Below are 18,982 nucleotides of genomic sequence, written 5' to 3'. Positions count from 1 at the left end.
AGCCATTCGACGGACGCCCCCCGCAATGGCGCTGTAACATTGCCGCAGCAAGATTGCGGGTTTCAGTGGAGGAACGAACCCATGGACCTGATTCTCTGGCGCCATGCAGAGGCCGAGGAGCCCAAGCCCGGGATGAGCGACATGAAGCGCCGTCTGACGCCGCGCGGCGAGAAGCAGGCGCGCGTGGTCGGCCGCTGGCTGCGGCAGCAATTGCCCAAGGGTACGCGCATTCTCGTCAGCCCCGCCATGCGCACCCAGCAGACGGTGCTGCCGCTGGAACTGCCCTACGACACCGATGAACGCATCGGCCCGCAGGCCACGCCCACCGACCTGCTCACGGCTGCCGGCTGGCCGAACCTGCCCAAGGCGGTACTCGTCGTCGGCCACCAGCCGACCTTGGGCGCGCTGGCCTCCCTGCTGGTCTGCGGCAAGGAAGGCGTCCCAATGGATACCGCTTCGCATAGCTTCAGCATCCGCAAGGGCGCGGTATGGTGGATCAGCCGCAAGGACAAGCCCGGCGACGACAAGACCTTCCTGCGCGCCGTGATCGGGCCGGAGCTGCTGTAGAAGAATGTCGGCGCCAGCGGGACGCCGATGTAGTGGCTACGGCCGCGCCTCTCCGGCGCTTAACTCTCGCTGCGCGAGGTTAGCCTGCGCCGTTGCATTACTGGGCGCTTAGCCAAAGCGTCCGGTAATGTAATCTTCGGTCTGTTTCTTCTGCGGCTTGATGAAGACCTGATCGGTGACGCCGAACTCGATCATCTCGCCGAGGTACATGTAGGCGGTGAAGTCGGAGATCCGCGCCGCCTGCTGCATGTTGTGGGTGACGATCGCGATGGTGAACTCCTCCTTGAGTTCCGTGATCAGCTCCTCGATGCGCATGGTCGAGATCGGATCGAGCGCGGAGGTCGGCTCGTCGAGCAACAGCACTTCCGGCTTGACCGCGATGCCGCGGGCGATGCACAGCCGCTGCTGCTGGCCGCCCGAGAGGCTCATGCCGCTCTGGCCGAGCTTGTCCTTGACCTCGTCCCACAGCGCCGCCTTGCGCAGCGCCCATTCGACGCGCTCCGTCACCAGCCCCTTGTTCAGACGCTCATGCAGGCGCACGCCGAAGGCGATGTTCTCGTAGATCGACATCGGGAACGGCGTCGGCTTCTGGAACACCATGCCGACCTTGGCGCGCAGCACGTTGACGTCGACGTTGCGGTCGAGCACGTTTTCGCCGTCGAGCAGCAATTCGCCGGTGGCACGCTGCTCGGGGTAAAGGTCGTACATGCGGTTCATGGTGCGCAGCAGCGTCGACTTGCCGCAACCGGAGGGACCGATGAAGGCGGTCACCTGGCGCTTGTAGATCTCCAGGTTGATGCGCTTGAGCGCATGGAACTTGCCGTAATAGAAGTCGAAATCGCGGAACGCCATCTGCGTTTCCAGCGCGACCTGGGGTTCGATCATCATGGCGTCACTCATTTCTTTCAAGCCTTGGTTCGGTCAGTTCTTGTGCTTCTGGCGGAACAGCACGCGGGTGATGATGTTGAGGCCGAGCACGCTGGCCGTGATCAGGAACACGCCGGCCCAGGCGATGCGCTGCCAGTCCGCGAAGGGGCTCATGGCGAACTTGAAGATCGTCACCGGCAGGTTGGCCATCGGCTCGTTGAGGTCGAGGCTCCAGAACTGGTTGGACAGCGCGGTGAACAGCAGCGGCGCCGTCTCGCCGGAGATGCGCGCCACCGCCAGCAGCACGCCGGTGATCACGCCGGCCCGCGCCGCGCGCAGCGTCACGCTCAGTATCACGGCGCGCTTCGGCGCACCCAGCGCGAAGGCCGCCTCGCGCAGGGTGGCTGGAATCAGTTTGAGCATGTTCTCGGTGGTGGCGACCACGACCGGGATCACGATCAGCGCCAGCGCCAGCACGCCCGAGATCGCCGAGAACTTGCCGACGCGCGCGACATAGACCGCGTAGATGAACAGGCCGATGACGATCGACGGTGCCGACAGCAGGATGTCGTTGACGAAGCGGGTGGTCTTGCCGAGCCAGGTGTGCTGGCCGTACTCGGCGATGTAGATGCCGGAGAGGACGCCGATCGGGGTGCCCAGCAGCGTGGCAAGCCCGACCAGCACGATGCTGCCGACGATTGCATTGAGCAGCCCGCCGGATTCCCCCGGCGGCGGCGTCATCTTGGTGAACAGCTCCCAGGAAAGCCCGACCAGGCCGAGATCCAGCGTCGTCCACAGGATCCACACCAGCCAGACGAGGCCGAAGCTCATCGCCAGCAGCGACAGCGTGAGGGCGAAGCGATTGACGAGCTTGCGTTGCGTCAGCAGCTGCACGGCGCGGCCCTCAGGTCTTGGTGCCTTCCTGGCGAGCCAGGCGCAGCAGGAGGAGTTTGGAGAACACCAGCACCGCGAGGGTGATGACGAAGAGGATCAGGCCCAGTTCCATCAGCGCCGCGGTATAGAGGCCCGGCGTCGCCTCGGCGAACTCGTTGGCGAGCGTGGCGGTGATGCTGGTGCCCGGCGCGTAGAGCGAGATGCCGCTGATCAGGTTGGTGTTGCCGATGACGAAGGTCACGGCCATGGTTTCGCCGAGCGCGCGGCCGAGGCCGAGCATGATGCCGCCGATGACGCCGACCTTGGTGTAGGGCAGCACCACGTTCCAGACCACCTCCCAAGTGGTCGAGCCTACCCCGTAGGCGGATTCCTTGAGCATCGCCGGCGTGACGTCGAAGACGTCGCGCATCACCGAGGCGATGAAGGGAATGATCATGATGGCGAGGATGATGCCCGCCGCGAGGATGCCGATGCCCAGCGGCGGACCGGCGAACAGGGCCCCGAGGAAGGGAATGTGTCCCAGCGTGGCCGTCAGGAAAGGCTGGCCGTACTGGGCGAAGATCGGCGCGAAGATCAGCAGCCCCCACATGCCGTAGACGATGGACGGGATCGCGGCGAGCAGTTCGATGGCGATGCCCAGCGGGCGGCGCAGCCACACCGGCGACAGTTCCGTGAGAAACAGGGCGATGCCGAACGAGACCGGCACCGCGATGATCAATGCGACCAGCGAGGTGACGATGGTGCCGTAGATCGGCACCAGGGCGCCGAATTGCTCGGCCGGCGGATTCCACTCCTGCGTGACGAGAAAGCGCGTGCCGAACTTGAGGATCGCCGGCCATGCACCGATGGCCAGCGCGACGATGATGCCCGCCATGAGCAGCAGCGACAGCAACGCGAACAGGCGCGTCACGTTGAAGAAGATGATGTCGCCGATGTCACGGCGACCGCCGATCAGGCTGCGCGAACTCATGTCGAAGTCTGGTTCCAGTTGACGCACCCGCGCCAGGGATGGCGCGGGTGCGTCGTCAGGCAACTATTCTAGTGTGCCTTGGCTTACTTGCCAGTCCAAACCGACTTGCCGGCGCCATCCTTGATCTGGGTCCAGGCGTTGTGGATCAGCTTGACGGTGGACTCGGGCAGCGGCACGTAATCGAGGTCCTCGGCCATCTTGGCGCCGTTCTTGTAGCTCCACTCGAAGAACTTGAGTACTTCGGCGCCCTGCTCGGGCTTGGCCTGCACCTTGTGCATCAGGATGAAGGTCGCGCCGGTGATCGGCCACGAATCCTTGCCGGCCTGGTTGGTCAGGATCTCGCCGAAGGCCGACTTGTTCCAGTCGGCGCCGGCGGCAGCGGCCTTGAAGGTCGCGTCGTCCGGGGCGACGAAATTGCCGGCCGCGTTCTTCATGACGGCGTGGGCCAGCTTGTTCTGCTTGGCGTAGGCATACTCGACATAGCCGATCGCACCGGCGACGCGCTGGACGAAGGCCGAAACGCCCTCGTTGCCCTTGCCGCCGAGGCCCTGCGGCCACTGCACGGCCGTGCCTTCGCCGACCTTGCTCTTCCACTCCTCGCTGACTTTGGAGAGATAGTTGGTGAAGATGAAGGTCGTGCCCGAGCCGTCGGCGCGGCGCACCACCGCGATGGCCTGATCCGGAAGCGCCAGTTTCGGGTTCAGCTCGGCGATGACCTTGTCGTTCCACTTGGCGATCTTGCCGAGGTAGATGTCGGCCAGCACCGGACCAGTCAGGCGCAGGTCGCCCGGCTTGATGCCGGCGACGTTGACCACGGGCACCACGCCGCCGATCACCGTCGGGAACTGCATCAGGCCGTCCTTGTCGAGGTCCGCCTGCTTGAGCGGCATGTCGGACGCGCCGAAATCGACGGTCTTGGCAGTGATCTGCTTGATGCCGCCGCCGGAGCCGATCGACTGATAGTTGATTCTGTTGCCGGTGGCCTTCTGATAGCCGTCGGCCCATTTGGCGTAGATGGGGGCCGGGAAGGAAGCGCCGGCGCCGGTGATTTCCGCCGCCTGAGCGGCGGAAGCAAAGGCGAAGGTCGCGGCGACGAGGGGCAGAGCGAACCGCTGAACCGTTTTCAACATCTTGATCTCCTTGGAGAATTTCATGAATTTTGCAGAGCACAAATTATGACTTTTTGCGGAGCGCAACTTTAGCAACGGCGTGTGACAGCTTTGTGACAACGGCCCGAATTTCCCGCCCGGGCCACGAGATCGCCAAGCCGGCGCCTGTCATATGCACGAAACATGGCGCAGGCAAGGTGGGCGCCATGTATCGACGCCACCCCAACCGCTTCCTGCGCGTCCTCATGATTTCGGACGTGTATTTTCCCCGCATCAACGGCGTCTCGACCTCGATCGAGACCTTCCGCGCCGACCTCGCCGCCGAGGGCATCCATGTCCGCCTGATCGCGCCGGCCTATCCGCAGCGCCACGACGCGCCGGCCACCTGGCGCATTCCCTCGCGGCGCGTGCCTTTCGACCCCGAGGACCGCCTGATGCACTGGCAGCCATTGCGCCACACCGCCCACCACCTCGCCGCCGATGGCGTCGACCTGATCCATGTGCAGACGCCCTTCGCCGCGCACTACGCCGGCACGCGCACCGCACGCACCCACAGAATTCCGGTGCTCGCCACCTACCATACCCATTTCGAGGAATACATCGCCCACTACCTGCCGGCGCTGCCGCGGCCATGGCTCAAGGCCGCGGCGCGACGACTCGCCCGGGGCCAATGCAACGACCTCGATGCCGTCGTCGTGCCCTCGCGCGCCATGCACGACACCCTCACCGGCTACGGCGTGACCGCACCGCTGCACGTCCTGCCCACCGGCATCCCGGTGCACAGCTTCGCCACCGGCGATGGCGCGGCATTCCGCAGCCGCCATGACATTCCCGCCGAGCGCCCCGTCGCGCTCTTCGTCGGTCGCGTCGCCTTTGAAAAGAACATCGCCTTCCTCATCGACGCCATGGCCACGGCCGTCAAGATTCATCCCGACCTGCTGCTGGTCATTGCCGGCGAGGGCCCCGCCCTGCCCGCCCTGCGGCGCCAGGCGACTGGTGCCGGACTCGACGGCAATGTCCGCTTCGTCGGCTACCTCGATCGACAGACCGAACTGCCGGACTGCTACGCCGCCGCCGACGTCTTCGCCTTCGCCTCGCGCACCGAAACCCAGGGCCTGGTGCTGCTCGAAGCCATGGCCGCCGGACTGCCGGTCTACGCCCTGGCCGAGATGGGCACCCGCGACATCCTGGATCCCCGGCGCGGCGCCGTCATCGCACCGGACGACCCGGTCGCCTTCGGCAACGGCCTGGCAACCCTCATCGGCAATCGCTACCAGCTCGATACCCTGGCGGCCGAGGCCCGCGACTACGCGCTGGAATGGGCCGCGCCGGCGCGCGCGCGCCAGCTCGCCGGCCTCTATCGCTCGCTGGTAACATCGGCCGCATGACCCCGCCCGAGCCCCAGGCCAGCCACGCCCACGAGAGTCCGTTCAAGGGCAAGACCGGCCTCGCCCGCGTCTGGAACGCGCTGTTCTACTCGATCGCCGGCCTCGAGGCGGCCTACCGCCACGAGGATGCCTTCCGCCAGGAAGTCTGGCTGGCGCTGCTGCTGATCCCGCTCGCATTGTGGCTGCCCGCCAACGGCATCGGCCACGCATTGATGATCGGAGCCGTGCTGCTGGTGCTAATCGTCGAACTCGTCAATTCCGCTATCGAGGCCGCCGTCGACCGCATCTCGCTCGATCGTCACCGCCTCGCCAAGCGCGCCAAGGACATCGGCAGCGCGGCGGTGCTGCTCGCCCTGCTCAACGTCTGCGCGGTCTGGACGCTGGTGCTGTTCGGCTAGAGTCCGCACCCGGCACCGCCCCGCCATCCGCTACGGCGAGGATCCGCAGCGGCGAGGAGAGCGTACTCTGCTCGACCGCCTTGCTGCGCAGGGGATTCACCAGAGCGTTTCTTGCTCGACCGCCTTGTAGCGCATCCACAGCGAAGCGGGCAGGGTTTTGTCCTGCCCCTTCTTGCTGTGCAGGTGTTTCATCAGTTGCCTTACCAGCGCCGACTTTTTTCAGCGACTGCTGACGGGAAGTTTGGTTGGCGGTTGACGCCCCTGAGCCGTCGCTAGCGGTTACAGAAAGCTGACGTTCGCTGCAGTCAGCGTACTTCCTCCTTTGCTAGGATGCGTATCATGTCGTCGGCGGCATCCGGATCGATGCCGCATTTTTCGGACGCCGCACCTTCCCGAGGCACCTCGTTACCAAGAAAGATGGATATGAAGAAGAATTCCATATTTCAGTGCGCGACCTGCGCCCTGCTCAGTGCGACCGCGCTGCTCGCGCCTCTAGGGGCTTCGGCCCAATCCTCAAAGTCCGGGGCCGACGACTGGAAGTTCCGTGCATCGATCTATGCCTGGTTACCGTCGCTCGAAGTCAAGTCGAACTTCTCCGTGCCACCAGCGATCGTTAACGCCGGTCTGACCACCGGCGGCAACGCCGAGGTCGACGGCGGCGACATCCTCAAGGCCATGGAGAGCGTCTTCATGGGGACCTTCGAGGCCCGCAAGGGACGCTGGGGCGGCTTCACCGATCTCATTACCCTCAACCTCGGACAGACTAAGACCGGCAGCAAGCACTTCACCATCGGTGGCCGACTCCTGCCCACCGTGCCGGGTGATGCCGCCCTCACCGCCGACTTCAGCCTCAAGGGAGCCGTCTGGACGTTGGCGGGCCAGTATGCTGCCATCGACGAGCCGGGTCACAACCTAAACATCGTCGCCGGCGCCCGCTACCTGACCCTTGACCAGAAACTCAACTGGAGCTTCTCGGGCAACGTCGGCCCGATCGCCCTGCCATTGCGTACGGGCACGATGACCTCTGACGGCAGCGTCACCGACTTCGTCGTCGGCGTACGCGGCCAAGCCAAGCTCGGCGACGGTCGCTGGTTTGTCCCCTACTACCTCGACGTCGGCACCGGCCAGTCCAACTCGACGTATCAGGGATTGATCGGCCTTGGCTATGCCTTCGACTGGGGCGAGATCACTGCGGCCTACCGCGTGCTGGATTACAACCTTCCCGACTCCAAATTCGTCTCCGACCTGCGCTTCAACGGCGGGATGATCGGGCTCGGCTTCCGCTGGTAGGCCGACTCACCGTCAGGGCGTGTACCAGATCGGCGAGGTGTAGGCGCGCTCCTGCAGCACCATGGTCGTGCCGGGCAGCGGCTTCACGCCGAAGCGCTTGGCATCGTAGGCGGTCCAGCGCGGCGTCGGAATCTCCAGCACCCGCGCGTAGTAGAAGGCGCGCTGCGCCGGATCGAACTGCGAGTCCTTCCACACGGTGATGAGTTCCGGATCGCCGATGGTGTTGGTCCAGGTGGCATTTTCGACATCGACGGTGGAACCCACGGGCGGCAGCTTGCCGTCCTTGCCCGGCTTGCGCGTCGCGGCATCACCCCAGACCACGTCGTAGACCTTCTCATGCACCTCGCCCTTGGCGTCGAGCCAGCCCTTGACGATCTGGATGCGGTCGAGGTTGGCGCCTATCGGGTCCTTGAGCGCGGCAACAAGGAAAGTGGGGGCCTTGCCCTTCGGCGCATCGCGCAGGTCGCCGCCCATGGGTACGCCCTTCGTATAGCCGAGCTGCGCCGGCATGCGGTGCTTGGCGTCCTTCGCCTCGAATTCCCAGCCGCCGAAGAAGCGCACCGCCATGCGCGGGCCGGTGGTGGCGTAGGTCTCGCGCCGTGACATCGCATCGAAGATCGCCTCGCGGGTGTTCTCCGCCGCCCAGACGGCGGCGTAGCCGGAAGAAGACACTTCCCAGTCCATGATCTTGATGCCGCTCTTCGGATCGGAGACGAAGACCTTGTGCATGCGCTCAGGGCTGGGTTCCTGCGGCGTGGTCTTGCCGAAGAAGTTCTCCTCTTCCATCGCCGCCAGGCCGGTATGCGCGTCGCTGCTACCAACAAGGCCGAACTTGTAGGGGTTGGTCCCGAGCTTCTGCTCGAGGATCAGGCCGTTCTTGAACGCGGAGCGGGCATACTCGAACTGCAGCATGTCCTTGCTCTTGGCCACGCTGCCATCGAGATTGCCCTTGTCCCACTTCTCGAAATTCGCGAATTCGTCGTTGGGCGACAGGAAGGGATGCGCCTCGCCATCGCCCTTGGTCTGGGTGGCCTCGTAGAGCCGCTCCCACTTGATGCGTTCCTCCGCGTACTTGCGGTCGATCCTCTTGCCGAAGTCCTCGACCGTGGGAAACATGCGGCCGTTGGAGAGATTGCCGTTGTGGGCGATGGCGAGCACGTTGCCGCCGGTCTTGTCTTCGTACGCGGCCATCCACTTCCACAGGTCCGCCGGGTTGTCGCTGCCCAGGGGCTTGAGGGTGGTGTAGGGCTCGACGCGGCTGGCCTTGTCGCCGTTGTCTCGGAAGATGATGTTGCGGTGCAGGTTGTTGCCGCCCGTGTTCGCGGTCCACTCGTAGCCGATGAAGGCAGTAAAGCGGCCGGGGTCGTTGGCTTCCTCGGCGGCCTTGATAGTTTCCTGCCAGGCACCGCGGTAGGCTTTGGTCCCCGGCACCGGGAAGATCGCCTTCGGCATCTTGCCGGCACTGAAGCTGCGGATGATGTCCATGGCCGCATCCGCCCCCTTGCCAGAATGGATCATTTCATTCCATTTCCGTCCCTGTGGATCGGCCATGATTTCGGGGCCGCCACCGACGAGCTGGGGGAAGAAACCCATGCCGTCCGAGTGGTCGGCGACCACCAGGAAGTCCAGCGGCCGCGACAACTTCACCGGCTGCCCGCTGGAAGCCATGATCTCGTTGCCCTTGGCGAAACGATAGGCCTCGCGCGGACCGAGGCGCGCGCCGAAGGCCCCGGCATCCATGGAGTAGGAGGTATGCAGATGGGTATCGCCGAAAAGCGGTCGGGTGGGATAGCTGCGGCCGGCGTAGGGCGAATAGCCCGGCTTGGCTGGGTGCACCTTGTCCAGACCGGCCTGCTCGGCCTGGCCAGCGTCGTGAGCCATCGCGGGCAGGGAGAACATGAAGGCCAGCAGGCTCGCCAAGGTGGTCTTGCACAACATCGTGTTCTTCATGGCTTCATCTCCTCTATGGAATTTCCTGCCCGTCAGAATGCTACTACACGCTGGATGACCCAGAACATCGCGACGCTGCCGATCGCATAAGGCATGACCAGCCCGCCCCAGCGCGGCGGCGACCATTGCCCCCGCCCGTAACGCCTGATACCGGCGATGGCGGCAATGACCGTCGCGATGAACAGCAGCTGGCCGACTTCGACGCCGGCGTTGAAGAAGGCCAGCGCCACCGGGATCTGCCCCTGCGGCAGACCGATCTCGCGCAAGGCGCCGGCGAAACCGAAACCGTGCACCAGGCCGAAGGCAAAGGCCACCAGCCACGGAGCGCGCAAGGTGATGCCTTCGCGGCCTTCGCGCGCGTGGAGAATCTCCGCCGCGACGAAGACGATGGACAGCGCGATGACTGCCTCCACCGGCGCCTGCGGGACGCGCACCAGATTCAGAGCCGCAAGCCCCAGCGTGATGCTGTGCGCGACGGTGAAAGCCGTCACGGTCTTGACCAGTTTCCAGCCGCCGCTGGTGATGAGCAGCAGCGCCAGCACGAACAGCAGGTGGTCTATGCCGAGCAGGATGTGCTCGACGCCGAGCTTGAAATAGACACCGGCGACGGCGATGGCCGATTCGCGCTGCGATACGGTCGCCGCCGGTTGCGTCGGCGTCAGGCGCTGCGTCCAGGTGGTGCCGTCGGCGAAGGCCATGTGGACAAGCACGTCGGTCATGGTGCGTTCGAGGCCGGCGATGCGCAGCGTCTGCCCGCGCAGGGGATCGAGCGGACGCATGCGCCAGCTCTGGATCGCCGCCCCCCCGCCTGCCGCGATATGACCGGCGACAGCGCCTCGCTGTGCCCGGAGAATTCGGGCACCAGCGAGAGTCGCATGTCGCCGCGCATCGGCGTTTTCCACAACACGGCGATAGCGCCGTCGCTGCCTTCGCGCAACTCGAGATAACCCGGGCGCACCTCGTGGGCGAAAGACGAGTTCAGACACAACGCCAGCAGGGCGAACGCCAGCCACTTCATGGCTGCCCCTTCGCTAAGGAACCGAGCAGGGGGCGCACGCTGTCGTCAGCGACGATGGCGTATTTCTTCAGCAGTTCGGCGAAGTACTTCTCGCTTGCCTGGGCCTGTTGCCTGCGTTGCCATTCGGCGCGGAGCTGCGGCCGCAGTTCCGCGAAAGGTCGTGCCTGAGGCGGCTGGCGGGCGGTGACGAAGACCAGGTGAAAGCCGTAGCCGGAAGCGAGCGGCCCCTGCCAGCCACCCGTATCGACGGCGAAAAGGCGCTCGGCGAACTTCGGCCCGAAGACGCTCGTCACCGCCGCCGCATCGAGGCCGGCGTAATCGCGCTCAAGCAGCGTGTTCTCGCCGAGTCTGCCGGTATCGCCCGCAGACTTCTGCGCGAGTCGCTTCAACGCCGCCTGCGCATCGGCCCCGGTCTTGAAGTAGAGCTGGCTGAAGTTGATACGCGCCGGCGCCTGGTAAGCAGCGGCATCGACGGCGAGGAGCCGGCGCAGTTCGTCGTCCGTCGGCTCCGCCAGCGTGGCCGTGTCCTCGATGACGAAGCGCATCTTCTGCGCCAGGCGGCGGCGCACGATGGTGTCGTTCTCGTCGAGCTTGAGCTCACGGGCCTCGCGCGCCAGCAGGTCTTCCTTGAGAAAATCGGCGACGAGGCCACGCAGCTCTTCCTCGGTCGGCGGGCGCTGCCACTGCCGCGTCCAGGTTTCCTTGAGCCAGTTGATCTCGGCCGCGCCGATGCGCACTTCGCGCGGCCCGCTCTCCCGCTCGCGATTGAGCCAGGCGTATGCCGCGAATAGCAGCGCGCCGGCGAGGAGAAAATGCAACAGGGGTTCGTGGAGCCAGCGCTTCATCGGTCAACGCATTCTAGCGGTGACCGCCACCGCTCAACCCGGAAACTTGAGGACGCGCCCGCCGCCGGCCCACTCGATCACGACGCTGCCGCGCTGGTGCTGGGAATGCGACGTGCTGAACGCCTGCTGGGGCGGCTGCCCGAAGCACCGTTTTCCCACCTCGCCGCACGGTGCCCGGGCTACATTACCTCTGCGCCGGCTACAAGAAGTTCTTCCGCCACATCCGCAAATACCTGCGCACTATGGCGACCCTGCTCGAAAACGACCTGCCAGTCTCCTACGTGATGGAAGCCGTGAAGGGGTCGTTGATCATCAAGAAGTCCTGACCCCGGGACGCCCGGGTCCGCACCTCGGGAAATTCAAGAGTCGGCCCCCCCCGGCGGCCAGCGAGCCGGCCCTGATGGCGCTTCCCGATGAATCAGCGGGGACCGACGCGGTTGACCGGACCGCCACGGTTGCCGGGTACGCCGACATTCCCCGCGGCACCCGGCTGATTGATGCCGGGGTCGACGACACCTGCACCGGGGGCGCCCACCCCAGCACGCGGGGCACCGACGTTGCCAGCGGCACCTGGCTGGTTGATGCCAGGGTCCCTGACGCCAGCACCCGGAGCGCCAACGCCCACGCCGGGTGCCACACCCACGCCGGGAGCGCCCACACCGGGGGTCGCTGCCGGGCGAGCAACACAGCCCTTCGGTACGCCCACGCTCTTGCAATAAACGACCGCGTTCGCTGACGGGACGGCAAATGCGAAGCTGAGCAATCCACATGCAATAAGTCGGTTCATCATATTCTCCAACCTGTAATTTGCTGCACAAAAAGTGGCTGGAACACCCCATAGGGGCAGTAGAAGCCTACGGTCCAGCGTAGCCGCGTGAAGCACCATTGAGCCCCACTATGCTCGCGTACTGGCAGGTTGACAGCATATGCAATTGATAGGCTTTTGTCACAGCACATCGGAGCCAGGCATCTCTTCTGATTGCGGTAACCACGAAGCTAACTCTACCGTTGCATCTCGGGATCGTCGATCGGAATTCCGAAGAGAACAAGCAGGTCGAACCACCCGGCGCCATCGACTACCTTCGGGTCAATGACTACTTTAGAACAATACTCCACCTGAACGTCGGCAATGGAGAATAATCTCCACTGACCGGTTATGGCTGGTTACAGACACACCCGTCTGCGTGGAATCCACAGCCCATTCCGAGTTACGGAACGAGAAGAATGCGTACTTCTTCACCCGCCGATGGCCGACCAGAAATCGCCCTGACGGTCGAGAAACTGGTCCCAGGCCACGTAGTGCGAGCCGTCGCAGGAGAAGGTCAGGCTGACCATGCCGTTGAAGATGTTGATCGAGGCCGAGCGCAGGTAGATGTTCTGGTCGGTGATGCGCAGTTCGCGCATGGCGTCGAGGATGGGCTTCACGGCCTCGGGCCGCATGGCCGCGTCGGCGGGCCACGGCTGCGGCGGGTAAAGCATGCAGACATCGGGGTCGGCCAGCGCCTCGTGGTCGATGATGCGGTAGCGGAAGGGATCGTCGACGAACCAGCCCGTGGCGCGGCTGCTGGAGAAATGGATGACCACCTGGAACATGCCGCGCTCGGTGATCAGTTCCTCGAGTATCGACATCGCCTGCCCGATGTGGCGGTCCATCGGGCTCTCGACGCGCTTCTGCAGGAACACCGTGCCGCGGATCGAGGGATCGCCCTTGATCTGCCGCCAATCGCTGTGCTCCTCCGGCGCGGCGGCAGGGGCGGCGGGCAGATCGCGCAGGTCGAAGTCGGCACCGAGATAGCCCCGCAGGGCGTCGCCGTCGCGCACCACGTGCAGCGCGGTCAGCGACGGCCGTCCCGACAGGCTGACATAGGCGTCCGACAGCAGGAATCCCCACGCCGGCACCGGCTCCCGCATGTAGGGCCGCTGCGAGCGGTCGCGATCGAAATAGCCGAGCGCGACGCGGCCCGCACCGACGTTGTCGCTGACCTGCACGCTCTTGTCGTCGAGCACGTAGAGATAGGTCGCATGCGGAATGGCGTCGAAACCCGCCGCCAGCACATCGTTGAGTTGCGCGCGGCCACCCCAGTTCCCGGCGCAGAGCGCCGCCAGCCGCGCCATCGGCTCGTGCAGGCGCTGCGCCAGTTCCGCGCGCTTGCGATAGACATCGTCCTTCCACTTTTCATCCATGGTCGGGCAGCTTCAGGCAATTGATTGGTGCATTGCATCATTGTAGCGTTCATCGTCGCCCCCGTCCCGGCCATACGGGCATGTCATGATGCCCTGCGCTGTAATAATTAATCGGGCAGCGGCGACGTAGAATCGCCCCATGCCCACCCAGATCGCCCTGAAACTCGGCCTGCCCGAGTCGGCCCACGCGCTGTTCATGCGTCACCCCCTGCTGCGCCGCGCCTCGAGCCGCCGCAGCGAGGCGCTCGTCAGCATCTACTACGACACGCGCCGCCTCGACCTGCACAGGCATGCCGTCACGCTGCGCCTGCGCAAGCGCGGCAGCGGCTGGGTGCAGACCGTCAAGCACAATCCGGATTCGAATGTCGGGCTGACGACGCGGCCGGAGTGGGAAGCCTCCTACGCCAATGGCTTCGACTTCGCGGGCATCGATGAAGAATCGGTGCGTCGGCTTTTCGAGAAGCCCAGGGTGGCGCAGGGCCTGACCTCCCTGTTCGAAACCAGCTTCCGCCGGGTGATCTGGCAACTGCATCCGACGCCGGCCAGCACGGTGCTGGTGATGCTCGACCGCGGCTGGATCGCCGCCAATGGCCGGCGTGCGCCGATTTCCGAGATCGAGATCGAACTGGTCAAGGGCACGCCGACACAGCTCTACCAGATCGCCTTCGAGCTGGCCGCACGCGTGCCCTTGACCCCGGAACTGGTCTCGAAACCCGAGCGCGGCTACCGCCTCGCCGGCGACATCCGCCCTACCCCGGCGCGCGCCACCGAGGTCGCGATCGAAGCCGCCGACCACCCACTGACGGCCTTCCGCGCCATCGCGCTGAACTGCCTGACGCATCTGCAGGAGAATCATGCCGGCGCCCTGATCGGCGACGATCCGGAATACATCCATCAGATGCGCGTGGCGACGCGGCGCCTGCGCGCCGCGATGCGCATGTTCGCACCGGTGCTGCCGCCGGATTTCGCCGAGCAGATGGTGCCGCCCCTGCGCGAACTGATGGCCACGCTCGGCCGCACCCGCGACCTCGACGTGCTGCTGGCCGAAATCGTCGGGCCGGTCAATGCAGCGCTGGCCGACGACCCGCGCATCTCGGCTCTGGCCGGCATCCTGACCGACAGGCTCTACGCGACTCGCGCCGAAACGGTCGCCTTCCTGGCGCGGCCGGATTACGGCCGGCTGCTGCTGCGGGCTTCCTCGCTGCTGCAGGGCAAGGCGTTGGCCGCGCCGTCAATCGCACAGGCCTCGCCGACCGCCGACGGCACGGCGGCGGCCGCGCCGCTCACGCTGCTCGAATTCGCCCGGCATCGCTTGCGCAAGCTGCAGCGACGCACCCATCACCTGGCCGAGCTCGCCCGCATCGACGAGCCCTCTTCGCTCCATGCCTTGCGCATCGCCATCAAGCGCCTGCGCTACGCACTCGAATTCTTCGGTCCGCTGATGCCCAAGCGCTCCTTCGTCACGGCGGCGAAGCAGCTGGCGGCCCTGCAGGACAAGCTCGGCCAGCTCAACGACCTCGCCAGCGCCGGCGCGGTGCTGATGGCCAGCGCCGGCGCCGATCCCAACCTGCGCGAGGCGGTGGCCCTGATCGGCGGCTGGCACGGCCCGCGTCATGCCGCCCTGCTCGGTGCGGTGCCCGATCAGCTCGATATCGTGCGCAAGCTGCGCCTGCCCAAGCTCAAGTAGTCCCATCATGGCCAAGGAGATCGAACGCAAGTTCCTCGTCCGCGACCTCGGCGCCATCGAGGGGCGCCTGGGTGCGCGCATCGTGCAGGGCTACGTCGCCGCGGAGCCGATGACGGTGCGTGTGCGCATCAAGGAAGCCGAGGCATTTCTCACGCTGAAGAGCAAGGGCGGCATCGAGCGCGACGAATACGAGTTCCCGATCGACCTGCGCGTGGCGCGCGAACTGATCGAACGGCACTGCGGCGGCCGCGTCGTGCAGAAGACGCGCTATCGCATCCCCAACGGCATTCACACCATCGAGGTCGACGTCTTCGAGGGGCATCTCGCCGGCCTCGTCCTCGCCGAAATCGAGCTCGACCATGCCGAGCAGGCATTTGAGCGGCCCGACTGGCTGGGCGAGGAAGTGAGCCACGATCCGCGCTACGCCAACAGCGCGCTGGCCGTCGCCGCGACGCCGCCCTTCCCCGCCTACCTGCCCCCCGCCGCCGCATGCTGATCGCCTTGCGCGCCGCGGCGCGCCTGGCCGGCCTCGGCCTGCACCTGGCCCTGGGCCTCGCCATCGTCGCCCTGGTCTTTCCCCGCATCGCTCCGGCGCACCGGCTCAAGCTCAAGCGGCGCTGGTCGGCCCGCCTCTTGCGTTGCCTTGGCGTCGAACTGCGCGCGGTCGGCGGCGATCCGCAGGGGCTGCTCGTCGCCAATCACATTTCCTTTCTCGACATCTTCGTCATCAACGCGGTGAAGCCGGTCGCCTTCGTCTCCAAGGACGACGTGCGCCGCTGGCCGCTGATCGGCTGGCTCGCCGCACGTACCGACACCATCTTTCTCGAACGCGGCAGCCGCGCCGCCGCGCAGCACGCCCGCGGCCGGATCGTCGAACGACTGCGCGACGGCCGGCGCGTAGCCGTGTTCCCCGAGGGCACGACGACGCGCGGCGACCGCGTGCTGCCCTTCCATGGCGCGTTATTCCAGGCCGCGATCGATGCCGGCGCCCCGGTCACGCCGTTGGCGCTGCGCTATACCAGTCGCAACGGTCGCCGCAACGACGCGCCGGCCTATATCGACGCCATCACGCTGTGGCAGTGCCTGCGCGCGATCGCCACGGCCGAGGGTCTGGCGGCGCAGATCGAGGTGCTGACACCATTGCCGCCGCTCGTCGCCGACCGCCGCCACCTCGCCGCCCACGCCCACCGCGCCATCGCCCACGCCATCGGCGCGGGGATGGACGAACCGTAATCCCGCTGCAACCTGGGCGTCATCACGCCGTCGCACGGCCCCCGCAGCATGCGCGATCATGCGCGTCGCCCTCGTCACCGAAACCTACCCGCCGGAGATCAACGGCGTCGCCATGACGCTGGGGCGGCTCGCCGACGGCCTGCGCCGCCGCGGCCACGCCCTCCACCTGGTGAGGCCGCGCCAGCATCGGCATGAACAAGCGGCGACGGCAGCCGATTTCCGCGAGTCGCTGGTCGGCAGCCTGCCGCTGCCGCGCTATCCCGGCCTGCGCTTCGGCCTGCCGGCCCGGGGTGCGCTGCTCAAGACCTGGCGCGAGCAGCGCCCGGATATCGTCCATGTCGCCACCGAGGGGCCGCTCGGCTGGTCGGCGCTGGCGGCCGCACGGCGGCTGGAGCTGCCGGTCAGCACCAGCTTCCACACCAATTTCGACGCCTACAGCGGCCACTACGGCATCGGCTGGATGCACGGCAGCATCGAACGCTACCTGCGCCAGTTCCACAACCGCAGCCTGGTCACGCTGGTGCCGACCCAGGGGCTGGCCCAGCGCCTTGCCGGCGCCGGCTTCCGCAATCTCATGGTGATGGCACGCGGAGTGGATACCCGGCTGTTCAATCCGCAGCGCCGTTGCGAAGACTTGCGCAGGCGATGGGGCGCGGAGGAGGACACGCTGGTCGTCACCACCGTCGGCCGGATGGCTGCCGAAAAGAATCTCGATCTCGCCATCGCCGCCTTCGAGGGCTTGCGTTGCGGCTGCCCGAACGCCCGCATGGTCTTCGTCGGCGACGGCCCGCAAAAGTCGGCGCTGGCGGCACGCCACCCCGAACACATCTTCGCCGGCATGCGCCACGGCGAGGATCTCGCCACGCACTACGCCTCGGCCGACATCTTCCTGCTGCCCAGCCTGACCGAGACCTTCGGCAACGTGACGCTCGAGGCGCTGGCCAGCGGCCTCGGTGTCGTAGCCTTTGCGACCGCCGCCGCCGGCGAGCTGGTCGACGACGGCATCGACGGCCTGCTCGCGTCACCCGGCGACGAGCATGGTTTCATCGAGGCCGCCGCTGCGCTGGCGGCCGACCCCGGCCTGCTCGCCCGCCTGCGCCTGCGTGCCTCGGCGCGCGTCGCCCGCCTCGGCTGGGACGCGATTCACGACGCCTTCGCCGGCGTCCTCGAAGACCTGGTGCAAATGCAGCAGCGGAGGCAATATGCCGACAGGATCATCGCCGTTGCGCCGGATTGAACATCTCGACCTCGCGCTCTGCCTGCGCTGCAATCGCCTCAGCCATTTCCCTTTCTGGCGCGCCATCTTCCGTGTCGTCAGCCGCCTCGGCAACGGCGGCTTCTGGTATCTGCTGATGGTGCTTCTGCCGTCCATCCACGGCAGCGCCGCCTGGCCCGTGGTCGGCCGCATGGCGCTGGCCGGCCTCGTCGGCCTGCTTCTCTACCGTTGGCTCAAGCACAAGACCTCGCGGCCGCGCCCCTGCCAGGTCTATGCCGCGGTGGCCGCGGCCGCCCCGGCGCTCGACCGCTTCAGCTTCCCCTCCGGCCACACGCTGCACGCGGTGTCCTTCAGCCTCGTCGCCGTCGCCGGCTTCCCCGGACTGGCCTCCCTGCTCTACCCCTTCGCCGCGCTGGTGGCCTTGTCCCGCCCGGTGCTCGGCCTGCACTATCCGAGCGACGTGCTGGCCGGCGCGTTGATCGGCGCCGGCGTGGCGCAACTGGTACTGGGGGTATTCCCGACATGAGTACCCGCGTTCGCGCGATATTCCTTTCCGACATCCATCTCGGCACGCGCGGCTGCCAGGCCGAGCGACTGCTCGACTTCCTGCGCGAGCATGAGGCCGAATACATCTTCCTGGTCGGCGACATCGTCGATTTCTGGGCCATGAGCCGCGGCATCCACTGGACCGCCGCCCAGAACACCGTGGTGCAGAAGCTGCTGCGCCGCGCCCGTCACGGCGAGAAGATCTTCCTGATTCCGGGCAACCACGACGAGGCGCTGCGCGAGTACGACGACACCGCCTTCGGCGACATCACGGTGGTGCGCGAATACATCCACACCGCCTCCGACGGCAAGCGCTACCTGCTGATCCACGGCGACGAGTTCGACCAGGTGACGCGCTATCACCGCTGGCTCGCCGTGCTCGGCGACATCGGCTACAACGGCCTGGTGCGGATCAATGCCTGGCTTTCGTGGCTGCGTCGCCGCCTCAACCGGCCCGGCTACTGGTCGCTCGCCGGCTACGCCAAGCGCAAGGTGAAGACCGCCGTCAGCTTCATCTTCGATTTCGAGGACTCGGTGATCCACGCTGCCCGCGAGCGCGGCGTCGACGGCGTGATCTGCGGCCACATCCACAGCGCCACCATCCGCCACGACGCCGGCATCACCTACATCAACTGCGGCGACTGGGTCGACAGCTGCACCGCCATCGTCGAGCACTTCGACGGCCGCATGGAACTGATCCAGCATGCCGCGCCTCGCACGCAGCCCGTCGCATTGCCGGAGCGGGCAGCGCCCGCTACCGGCCACCAGCCGCCGCGCGAAGCGGCTAGCGAAATCGCCGTCGCCTAGGGCAAGCCCCACC

Annotated in this window: 20 protein-coding genes; 11 read left to right on the top strand and 9 right to left on the bottom strand. The window is 66.3% G+C overall.

Annotated features, from left to right (window positions below; genetic code table 11):
- The first annotated feature begins 81 nt into the window (after positions 1-81).
- The gene (locus tag EJE94_RS08050; RefSeq protein WP_121242306.1) at positions 82-567 is read left to right on the top strand and encodes a SixA phosphatase family protein; all 486 of its coding nucleotides are present in this window, start codon (positions 82-84) and stop codon (positions 565-567) included.
- 108 nt (positions 568-675) lie between these two features.
- Here EJE94_RS08050 and pstB read toward each other — a convergent pair whose 3' ends face one another.
- From pstB to pstS, 4 genes are all read right to left on the bottom strand, one after another.
- A complete protein-coding gene (pstB, locus tag EJE94_RS08045; protein WP_243642559.1) occupies positions 676-1,455 on the bottom strand; it encodes a phosphate ABC transporter ATP-binding protein PstB in 780 nt (259 codons plus the stop codon).
- 33 nt (positions 1,456-1,488) lie between these two features.
- Positions 1,489-2,328 carry a phosphate ABC transporter permease PstA gene (gene pstA / locus EJE94_RS08040; RefSeq protein ID WP_121242307.1) on the bottom strand — a complete coding sequence of 280 codons (840 nt, stop codon included), beginning with the start codon at positions 2,326-2,328 and terminating at the stop codon, positions 1,489-1,491.
- Positions 2,329-2,338: 10 nt separating this feature from the next.
- Positions 2,339-3,298 (bottom strand): phosphate ABC transporter permease PstC, encoded by a 960-nt coding sequence (pstC, locus tag EJE94_RS08035; protein WP_121242308.1) that lies wholly within the window; start codon positions 3,296-3,298, stop codon positions 2,339-2,341.
- A gap of 83 nt (positions 3,299-3,381) precedes the next feature.
- On the bottom strand, positions 3,382-4,428 hold the full coding sequence (gene pstS / locus EJE94_RS08030; RefSeq protein WP_207855816.1) for a phosphate ABC transporter substrate-binding protein PstS: 1,047 nt from the start codon (positions 4,426-4,428) through the stop codon (positions 3,382-3,384).
- Between the two features lie 185 nt (positions 4,429-4,613).
- Here pstS and EJE94_RS08025 point away from each other — a divergent pair, with 185 nt between their 5' ends.
- The 3 genes from EJE94_RS08025 (at position 4,614) to EJE94_RS08015 (ending at position 7,483) form a co-directional block, all read left to right on the top strand.
- The gene (locus EJE94_RS08025; RefSeq protein ID WP_121242309.1) at positions 4,614-5,795 is read left to right on the top strand and encodes a glycosyltransferase; all 1,182 of its coding nucleotides are present in this window, start codon (positions 4,614-4,616) and stop codon (positions 5,793-5,795) included.
- The gene (locus tag EJE94_RS08020) at positions 5,792-6,193 is read left to right on the top strand and encodes a diacylglycerol kinase (protein WP_121242310.1); all 402 of its coding nucleotides are present in this window, start codon (positions 5,792-5,794) and stop codon (positions 6,191-6,193) included. Before EJE94_RS08025 ends, EJE94_RS08020 begins: the two co-directional genes overlap by 4 nt.
- A gap of 423 nt (positions 6,194-6,616) precedes the next feature.
- Positions 6,617-7,483 (top strand): hypothetical protein, encoded by an 867-nt coding sequence (locus tag EJE94_RS08015; RefSeq protein ID WP_121242311.1) that lies wholly within the window; start codon positions 6,617-6,619, stop codon positions 7,481-7,483.
- Positions 7,484-7,495: 12 nt separating this feature from the next.
- Here the strand turns inward: EJE94_RS08015 and EJE94_RS08010 are convergent, their stop codons facing one another.
- Genes EJE94_RS08010 through EJE94_RS08000 form a run of 4 tightly spaced genes read right to left on the bottom strand, consistent with a single transcriptional unit; the run spans position 7,496 to position 11,296 of the window.
- Entirely contained in the window at positions 7,496-9,433 is a 1,938-nt protein-coding gene (locus EJE94_RS08010; RefSeq protein ID WP_121242312.1) for a DUF3604 domain-containing protein, read from the bottom strand.
- Positions 9,434-9,465: 32 nt separating this feature from the next.
- Entirely contained in the window at positions 9,466-10,212 is a 747-nt protein-coding gene (locus EJE94_RS08005; protein WP_207855814.1) for a HupE/UreJ family protein, read from the bottom strand.
- Positions 10,149-10,451: a hypothetical protein gene (locus EJE94_RS14720; RefSeq protein ID WP_207855812.1), complete on the bottom strand. Its 303-nt coding sequence runs from the start codon at positions 10,449-10,451 to the stop codon at positions 10,149-10,151. Before EJE94_RS14720 ends, EJE94_RS08005 begins: the two co-directional genes overlap by 64 nt.
- Positions 10,448-11,296: a peptidylprolyl isomerase gene (locus tag EJE94_RS08000; protein ID WP_165904784.1), complete on the bottom strand. Its 849-nt coding sequence runs from the start codon at positions 11,294-11,296 to the stop codon at positions 10,448-10,450. The genes EJE94_RS14720 and EJE94_RS08000 overlap by 4 nt, the downstream gene beginning before the upstream one ends.
- A 170-nt stretch (positions 11,297-11,466) precedes the next feature.
- Between EJE94_RS08000 and EJE94_RS07995 the strand changes: the two genes are divergently transcribed.
- A complete protein-coding gene (locus EJE94_RS07995) occupies positions 11,467-11,622 on the top strand; it encodes an arylsulfatase-activating aslB domain protein (protein ID WP_165904783.1) in 156 nt (51 codons plus the stop codon).
- A 910-nt stretch (positions 11,623-12,532) separates the two neighbouring features.
- Here the strand turns inward: EJE94_RS07995 and EJE94_RS07985 are convergent.
- Positions 12,533-13,480: a PDC sensor domain-containing protein gene (locus tag EJE94_RS07985; protein WP_121242316.1), complete on the bottom strand. Its 948-nt coding sequence runs from the start codon at positions 13,478-13,480 to the stop codon at positions 12,533-12,535.
- A 139-nt stretch (positions 13,481-13,619) separates the two neighbouring features.
- Between EJE94_RS07985 and EJE94_RS07980 the strand changes: the two genes are divergently transcribed.
- From EJE94_RS07980 to EJE94_RS07955, 6 genes are read left to right on the top strand one after another with little or no spacing between them, the layout of a single operon-like run.
- Positions 13,620-15,167 carry a CYTH and CHAD domain-containing protein gene (locus EJE94_RS07980; RefSeq protein ID WP_121242317.1) on the top strand — a complete coding sequence of 516 codons (1,548 nt, stop codon included), beginning with the start codon at positions 13,620-13,622 and terminating at the stop codon, positions 15,165-15,167.
- Between the two features lie 7 nt (positions 15,168-15,174).
- Complete coding sequence (locus EJE94_RS07975) at positions 15,175-15,663, top strand: CYTH domain-containing protein (RefSeq protein WP_121242318.1); 489 nt, start codon at positions 15,175-15,177, stop codon at positions 15,661-15,663.
- Positions 15,657-16,400, top strand: coding sequence for a lysophospholipid acyltransferase family protein (locus EJE94_RS07970; RefSeq protein ID WP_121242319.1), 744 nt, complete (start codon positions 15,657-15,659; stop codon positions 16,398-16,400). The genes EJE94_RS07975 and EJE94_RS07970 overlap by 7 nt, the downstream gene beginning before the upstream one ends.
- Positions 16,401-16,458: 58 nt before the next feature.
- Complete coding sequence (locus tag EJE94_RS07965) at positions 16,459-17,637, top strand: glycosyltransferase family 4 protein (protein ID WP_121242320.1); 1,179 nt, start codon at positions 16,459-16,461, stop codon at positions 17,635-17,637.
- Positions 17,624-18,142, top strand: coding sequence for a phosphatase PAP2 family protein (locus tag EJE94_RS07960; RefSeq protein WP_243642558.1), 519 nt, complete (start codon positions 17,624-17,626; stop codon positions 18,140-18,142). The genes EJE94_RS07965 and EJE94_RS07960 overlap by 14 nt, the downstream gene beginning before the upstream one ends.
- Entirely contained in the window at positions 18,139-18,969 is an 831-nt protein-coding gene (locus EJE94_RS07955; protein ID WP_121242322.1) for a UDP-2,3-diacylglucosamine diphosphatase, read from the top strand. The genes EJE94_RS07960 and EJE94_RS07955 overlap by 4 nt, the downstream gene beginning before the upstream one ends.
- Positions 18,970-18,982 lie beyond the last annotated feature (13 nt).

The sequence above is a fragment of the Sulfurisoma sediminicola genome (assembly GCF_003865015.1).
Lineage (GTDB): Bacteria > Pseudomonadota > Gammaproteobacteria > Burkholderiales > Rhodocyclaceae > Sulfurisoma > Sulfurisoma sediminicola.
This window is presented reverse-complemented; position numbering and strand designations above follow the sequence as displayed.

Coding starts and splice junctions, on each gene's coding strand:
- EJE94_RS08050 (WP_121242306.1), top strand. CDS start 82: ATGGACCTGATTCTCTGGCGCCATGCAGAGGCCGAGGAGCCCAAGCCC.
- pstB (WP_243642559.1), bottom strand. CDS start 1,455: ATGATGATCGAACCCCAGGTCGCGCTGGAAACGCAGATGGCGTTCCGC.
- pstC (WP_121242308.1), bottom strand. CDS start 3,298: ATGAGTTCGCGCAGCCTGATCGGCGGTCGCCGTGACATCGGCGACATC.
- pstS (WP_207855816.1), bottom strand. CDS start 4,428: ATGTTGAAAACGGTTCAGCGGTTCGCTCTGCCCCTCGTCGCCGCGACC.
- EJE94_RS08025 (WP_121242309.1), top strand. CDS start 4,614: ATGTATCGACGCCACCCCAACCGCTTCCTGCGCGTCCTCATGATTTCG.
- EJE94_RS08020 (WP_121242310.1), top strand. CDS start 5,792: ATGACCCCGCCCGAGCCCCAGGCCAGCCACGCCCACGAGAGTCCGTTC.
- EJE94_RS08015 (WP_121242311.1), top strand. CDS start 6,617: ATGAAGAAGAATTCCATATTTCAGTGCGCGACCTGCGCCCTGCTCAGT.
- EJE94_RS08010 (WP_121242312.1), bottom strand. CDS start 9,433: ATGAAGAACACGATGTTGTGCAAGACCACCTTGGCGAGCCTGCTGGCC.
- EJE94_RS08005 (WP_207855814.1), bottom strand. CDS start 10,212: ATGCGTCCGCTCGATCCCCTGCGCGGGCAGACGCTGCGCATCGCCGGC.
- EJE94_RS14720 (WP_207855812.1), bottom strand. CDS start 10,451: ATGAAGTGGCTGGCGTTCGCCCTGCTGGCGTTGTGTCTGAACTCGTCT.
- EJE94_RS08000 (WP_165904784.1), bottom strand. CDS start 11,296: ATGAAGCGCTGGCTCCACGAACCCCTGTTGCATTTTCTCCTCGCCGGC.
- EJE94_RS07985 (WP_121242316.1), bottom strand. CDS start 13,480: ATGGATGAAAAGTGGAAGGACGATGTCTATCGCAAGCGCGCGGAACTG.
- EJE94_RS07980 (WP_121242317.1), top strand. CDS start 13,620: ATGCCCACCCAGATCGCCCTGAAACTCGGCCTGCCCGAGTCGGCCCAC.
- EJE94_RS07975 (WP_121242318.1), top strand. CDS start 15,175: ATGGCCAAGGAGATCGAACGCAAGTTCCTCGTCCGCGACCTCGGCGCC.
- EJE94_RS07970 (WP_121242319.1), top strand. CDS start 15,657: ATGCTGATCGCCTTGCGCGCCGCGGCGCGCCTGGCCGGCCTCGGCCTG.
- EJE94_RS07965 (WP_121242320.1), top strand. CDS start 16,459: ATGCGCGTCGCCCTCGTCACCGAAACCTACCCGCCGGAGATCAACGGC.
- EJE94_RS07955 (WP_121242322.1), top strand. CDS start 18,139: ATGAGTACCCGCGTTCGCGCGATATTCCTTTCCGACATCCATCTCGGC.